Consider the following 6,115-nt stretch of genomic DNA (forward strand, 5'->3'; position numbering starts at 1 on the left):
GCCCACACCTGTCGCCCCGCCCCCGACGGCCGGGCCGGCGCTGACCAACGGCCGCCCGACCACCGGCCCGCTCCGGGCGACGAACCTGCCGATTCCGCTGACCAGCTTCGTCGGCCGGGAAAAAGAGATCGGCCGGGTCACCGACCTGCTGTCCGGATCCCGCCTCGTCACGCTCATCGGCCCGGGCGGCGCCGGCAAGACCCGCCTGGCCACGGAGGCGGGGCGTGCCCTGCTCGACCAGATGCTCGACGGGCTGTGGCTGGTCGAACTGGCCCCGGTGACCGACGGTGCCGAGGTCCCGCAGAGCATCCTGCAACTGCTCGGCCTGCGCGAACAGGGCATGCTGGCAGGCGCCCGGACCCGCGTTCCGCTGCCCGAGCCGGCCGACCCGATCGGCCGGCTGGTCGGCGCCATCGGGTCCCGCCGGGTGGTGCTGCTGCTCGACAACTGCGAGCACGTCCTCGACGCCACCGCCTCGCTCGCCGAGCGCCTGCTCGGCGCCTGCCCGGAGCTGCGGGTGCTGGCCACCAGTCGGGAACCGCTCGGCATCACCGGCGAGACGCTCTGCCCGGTCGACTCGCTTCCGCTGCCGCCGCCGTCGGCCGACCCGGTGACCGCGATGTCGTACCCCGCGGTGCGGCTGCTGGCCGACCGGGCCGGCGCGGCCCGTCCGGACTTCGCGGTGGACACCGACACCGTCGCCTCGGTGATCCAGATCTGCCGGTCCCTGGACGGGATGCCGCTGGCCATCGAACTGGCCGCCGCCCGGCTGCGGACGATGACCTCGGTCCAGGTCGCCGCCCGGCTGAACGACCGGTTCCGGCTGCTCACCGGCGGCAGCCGTACCGCGCTACCCCGGCACCAGACGCTGCGCGCGGTCTTCGACTGGAGCTGGGAGCCGCTGGACGAGGCCGAACAGGCCCTCTGGCGCCGGCTGGCCGTGTTCACCGGCGGGGCGACCCTGGACGCCATCGAGCGGATCTGCGCACCCGGCGAACCCGACCTGCCCGGCGACGTACTGAGCCGGGTTGACGTGCTCGATCACCTCTCGGCACTGGTGGACAAGTCGTTGGTGGCAGTGAGCGGGAACGGCGAGCCGCGCTACCGGATGCTGGAAACCATCCGGGAGTACGGACTGCGCCGGTTGGCCGAGGCCGGCGAGACGGAGTGGGTGCGCCAGGCACACGCCGACGACTTCCTCGCCCTCGCCCGGACCGCCGACGCCGAACTGCGCCGGTCGGACCAACTGCGCTGGCTCGGCTGGCTGACCACCGAACACGACAACCTGCACTCCGCCCTGCGCTGGGCGATCGCCACCGGGAACGCGCCGATCGCGGTCGGGCTGGTCGCGGCGCTCGGCTGGTACTGGTGGATGCGCGGCATGCGGGTCGAGGGTGTCGAGATGGCGGTGCCCGCGCTGGCACTGCCCGGCGCCGACCGGCTGCCCCGGGACCAGGTCGCCGTCGCGGAGATGATGACCGCGATGAACCTGCTCGCCAGCAGCGGCGAACTCGCCGAAGGTGGCAGGTGGCTGGCTCGCGCGGGCCGGACCGCGGAGGGGCACGAGCACGCCCATCCGCTGCTGCGCCTGATCGAGCCGATGACGGTGATCTTCGATTCGTATCTGGGTCAGCCGGCGCTCGGCCTGCTGGCCGCCCGCTTCGACGATCCGGACCCGTGGATCCAGGCGGTCAGCCGGATGTTCCACGCCCACGCCGAACTCAACATGGGGCGCCCGGACGAGCGTCCGGAGGCCGACATGCTCCTCGCGCTCGACAGGTTCCGGTCGATGGGCGAACGGTGGGGCACCGCGTACACCCTCTCGGCCCTGGCCGACCTGGCCGGCCGGCGCGGTGAGCACGAGCGGGCCGCCAGGTTCCACGCCGAGGCGGTGGCCCTGATGCGGGAGGTCGGCGCCGCCGAGGACCTGCCGGTGATGCAGATCCGGCTGGCCCACGAGCTGTGGCAGACCGGCGAGCGGGACCGGGCGGTCGCCCTGCTGGCCGAGGCCGACCGGGAGGCCGAGCGGATCGGTTCGGACGAGTGCCGGGCGGCCGTCGCGCACGAGTGCGCGCAGATACTCCAGATCGCGGGTGATCTTCCCGGCGCGCAGCGGCGGTTGGACCAGGCCGTCGCGCTGGTCGCCGACCACAAGGTCGCCCCGCAGTGGCGGGCGATGCTCGCCTCGTCGCAGGGTGCCGTGACCGCCGCACTCGGCGACCTGCCGGCCGCGCGGCAGCACCACGACCAGGCCCTGTCGATGGCACTGGAGTTCTACGACGCACCCGTGATCAGCGGAGTCCTGGTCGGCTACGCCGACCTGGCGCTCCGGATCGGTCGCCCCGAACAGGCCGCCACGCTCCTCGGCACGGCGCACGACATCCGGGGCGGGCCCGACCGGTCCATCCTGGACGGACCACGGATCGAGTCAGCCGCGCGCGAGGCGCTCGCGCGCGGCCGAGCGGACGCCAGTCCTACCGGACTACCCCAGATGATCCGGGCCGCACTCGACTGAGCCGAGGGCGTACCCGGCCCGCGCCGTCCGGTCGGACCCGCGGCTGTCGTCCGGTCAGACCCGGCGCATGACCGCACGGACGGCCAGCGGCGCGAAGACCACCAGGATGCCCAGTCCCCAGAGCAGCGACGTGATGATCGGCCCCGACTCCGGACCGGAGACCAGCAGCCCGCGCAGCGCGTCGGCCAGCGTGGAGACCGGGTTCACCTTCACCCAGCTCTGGAGCCACCCCGGCAGGCTCTCGGTCGGCACGAAGATGTTGCTGGTGAAGGTCAGCGGGAAGATCACCATGAAGCCGAAGATCTGCACCTTCTCCGGATCGCTGACCAGCACCCCGACCAGCACCGAGATCCAGGCCGCCGCCAGCGAGAAGGCGAGCAGCAGCGCGAACGCGCCGAGCACGCCGAACGGACCGGTACCGACCCGGAAGCCGAGCACCATGCCGACGCCCAGCAGCAGCGCGATCGACCAGGCCTGCTTGACCGTGTCGGCGAGAATCCGACCGGCCAGCGGTGCCCAACGGGCGATCGGCAGCGACCGGAGCCGGTCGAAGACCCCCTTCGTCAGGTCGGTGTTCAACCCGAAGCCGGTGGTCATCGTGGCGAAGAGCGCGTTCTGCACCATGATGCCGGGCAGCATGAACCGCAGGTAGTCGGTCGGGCTGTTCGCGATCGCGCCGCCGAACACGTACGTGAAAAGTAGTACGAACATCACCGGCTGGATACTCAGGTCGAGCAGCTCCATCGGGTTGTGCTTGATCTGCACCAGGCTCCGCCAGGCCAGCGTCATGGTGTGGCGCACCCCGAGCAGCGGGCTGACCCGACGGCTCGACACCGGAACCGGCGTGGTGATCGCGGTCATGCCGACGCTCCTTCCAACTCGCCGGGCGCGGAGTTCTCGTCCTCGGCACGGTGCCCGGTGAGCGACAGGAAGACCTCGTCCAGGCTGGCACCGCGCAACGACAGCTCGGCGATGGTGACCTCGGCGGCATCGAGCCGGCGTACCACCGTGGGCAGGACGTCGTCGGTGTTCACCGGCACGGTGGCGGTGTGCTGGACCAGCTCCGGTTCGGCCCCGGTCACCTCGCGCAGCACGCTGACCACCACCGGAAGGTCGCCGGGGTCCTTCGGGCGTACCACCAGGGCCTGGCCACCGGTCTTGGTCTTCAGCTCCTCCGGCGTCCCCTGGGCGATCACCCGGCCGTGGTCGATCACGGCGATCTCGTCGGCGAGCTGGTCCGCCTCCTCCAGGTACTGGGTGGTGAGCAGCACGGTCACCCCCGAGCCGACCAGATCCCGCACGATCCCCCACAGCTCGGTGCGGCTGCGCGGGTCGAGCCCGGTGGTCGGCTCGTCGAGGAAGAGCACCCGCGGTCGGCCGACCAGGCTCGCCGCCAGGTCCAGCCGGCGCCGCATCCCTCCCGAGTACGTCTTGGCCGCCCGGTCTCCCGCGTCGGAGAGATGGAACCCGGCCAGCAGTTCCCGGGCCCGGGCCCGGGCGTCGGCCCGGGACATCCCGAGCAGGCGACCGATCAGCAGCAGGTTCTCGGCGCCGGTCAGGGTCTCGTCGACCGACGCGTACTGGCCGGTCAGACCGATCACCTGGCGAACCTGGTGTGCGTCCCGGAGGACGTCGTATCCGCCGACCGACGCGGTACCGGCGTCCGGCCGGAGCAGGGTGGCGAGCACCCGTACCGCCGTGGTCTTACCCGCTCCGTTGGGGCCGAGCAGGCCGAACACGGTGCCGGCCCGGACTTCCAGATCCACTCCGGCCAACGCGGTGGTCGTGCCGAAGCGTCTGACCAACCCCTCGGCCCGGATGGCGTAGCTCATGAACTCTCTCCCGTCGGTTTACTGGTGCCACCACCATCTCCAACGCGGCTGAGCCGGCGCTGACACCGGCCGTTCGGCGCTGACAGCCGGCTGACGAGCCCCGGTGGACGGCTGGACGACCCTTCCGGCGGCGGCAGTCGGCTGTTCCCGGGACCGGCGGGCCACGGCGGTCGTACCATGGCCCGGATCGGTGCCACCACCCCTCGCACCGCTGGTCGGCGCGCCGCGCCCGGGGCGAAGGACGGATCGCATGGCACACGGGGTGGTTGCCGGGCCGGCATGGCCGGCAAGTGGATCGAGGGTATCGGATGCCGGACCGGCCCGGTGGCTGAACCGGCTACGGGGTCGACGGATTCGGTTCGGCCTGACCACCTACGCCCTCGCCCAGGCCGTGCTGCTGTTCTGGTGGGCCGCCCGCTATCCCGGCCTGTTCAGCCCGGACTCGCTCGACCACGTCTGGCAGGCCGGCAGCGGCAACTGGAACACCCATCACCCGGTCACCTACACCGGGCTGGTCTGGCTGTCGATGCGGCTCACCGACGGGGTCGGCGTACTCACCCTGGCCCAGACCTTCACCCTGGCCGCCGGCCTGGCGTACGCGGTCACCGGACTGCGCCGGCTCGGCGGCCCGGCCTGGGGCTGGACCACGGCGGCGGTCGCGATCGCCGCGCTGCCACCGGTCGGCACGTTCGTCGTCTGCGTCTGGAAGGACGTGCCGTTCGTGCTCTGCCACGTCTTCCTTCTCGGCACGGTGGCCCGGCTGCTCACCCGACACCCGTCCCCCGTCCCGACCGCCCCGCCCCCCGTTCTGACCGGACGGACGCGCCGCGCCGTCTCCTCGCGGCCACTGCCCCGGCTCCTGTTCGGCGCCATCCTGCTCGAACTGACCCTGATCTGCCTCTTCCGGCAGAACGGCTTCATCGTGGCGGCGGTCGTCACCGCACTGGTCGCGTGGCTGCTGCGCGGTGCCGCGCTCCGGATCCTGCTCGCCGGGGTGCTGGCCGCCACCGCCGCGCTGCTGACCAACTGGGTGCTGCTGCCCACCCTCGGGGTCCGGGACAGCGAGTCCATCGTGGCCTACGAGGCGTTCCTCTCCGACCTCGCGATCGGCTACGCCGAGGACCCGCTGGACCTGCCGGCCGCGGACGCGGCACTGCTGGCGAAGGTGGCTCCGCTGGCGCACTGGCGCCGGTCGGCGACCTGCTACACCGTCGACCCCACCGTCTACCACCCCGACTTCGACCGCCGGGCCGCGGCGGCCCACCGGGACGAACTGCTGTCGGCCTGGTGGCGGTTGGTCCGCCGATCGCCGGGTACGGTGCTGGCCGCCCGTGCCTGCCGGGGCTCGATCGCCTGGCGGCCCACCCCGGCCGGCGGGCTGCGGGGCAACCCGACCGCCTGGGCGTTGCCGATCTATCTCGACCGGGACCCGAGGTTCCGCGATCCCGAGGTCCGGGCCGTGGCGTACAGCCGCCCGCTCAGTGACCGGGCCAGTCGGGTGGCGGACCGGTTGACCCAACTGATCACCGAACCCGAGTGGCTGCTGTGGCGGGGTGCCACCTGGGCCTACCTGGCGTACCTGACGGTCGGTCTGCTCGCCTGGCGCCGTCGGGACCGTACCCTGCTGGCGCTGGCCACCCTGAGCCTCGGTAACCAACTCTCCGTACTGATCGTCAACAACGCGCAGGCCGCCCGCTACATGGCCGCCCCGTTCGTCCTCGGCGTACTGCTGCTGCCACTTCTGGCGGCCAACCGCACACCGCCCCAC

Annotated in this window: 4 protein-coding genes; 2 read left to right on the top strand and 2 right to left on the bottom strand. The window is 72.4% G+C overall.

The features are described from left to right. Positions 1 to 2,515, top strand: a 2,515-nt coding sequence (locus I0C86_RS38050; RefSeq protein ID WP_196206162.1) for an ATP-binding protein, incomplete at its 5' end; no start/stop codon positions are given. Between the two features lie 54 nt (positions 2,516 to 2,569). Here the strand turns inward: I0C86_RS38050 and I0C86_RS38055 are convergent. Both I0C86_RS38055 and I0C86_RS38060 read right to left on the bottom strand, forming a co-directional pair. Further along, entirely contained in the window at positions 2,570 to 3,376 is an 807-nt protein-coding gene (locus tag I0C86_RS38055) for an ABC transporter permease (protein ID WP_196206163.1), read from the bottom strand. Then, a complete protein-coding gene (locus I0C86_RS38060) occupies positions 3,373 to 4,347 on the bottom strand; it encodes an ATP-binding cassette domain-containing protein (protein ID WP_196206164.1) in 975 nt (324 codons plus the stop codon). The genes I0C86_RS38055 and I0C86_RS38060 overlap by 4 nt, the downstream gene beginning before the upstream one ends. A gap of 250 nt (positions 4,348 to 4,597) precedes the next feature. On the opposite strand from I0C86_RS38060, the gene I0C86_RS38065 reads away from it, so the two are divergent. Continuing rightward, a partial coding sequence (locus I0C86_RS38065; protein ID WP_196206165.1) for a hypothetical protein occupies positions 4,598 to 6,115 on the top strand: 1,518 nt, incomplete at its 3' end.

Source organism: Plantactinospora alkalitolerans (assembly GCF_015690345.1).
GTDB lineage: Bacteria > Actinomycetota > Actinomycetes > Mycobacteriales > Micromonosporaceae > Plantactinospora > Plantactinospora alkalitolerans.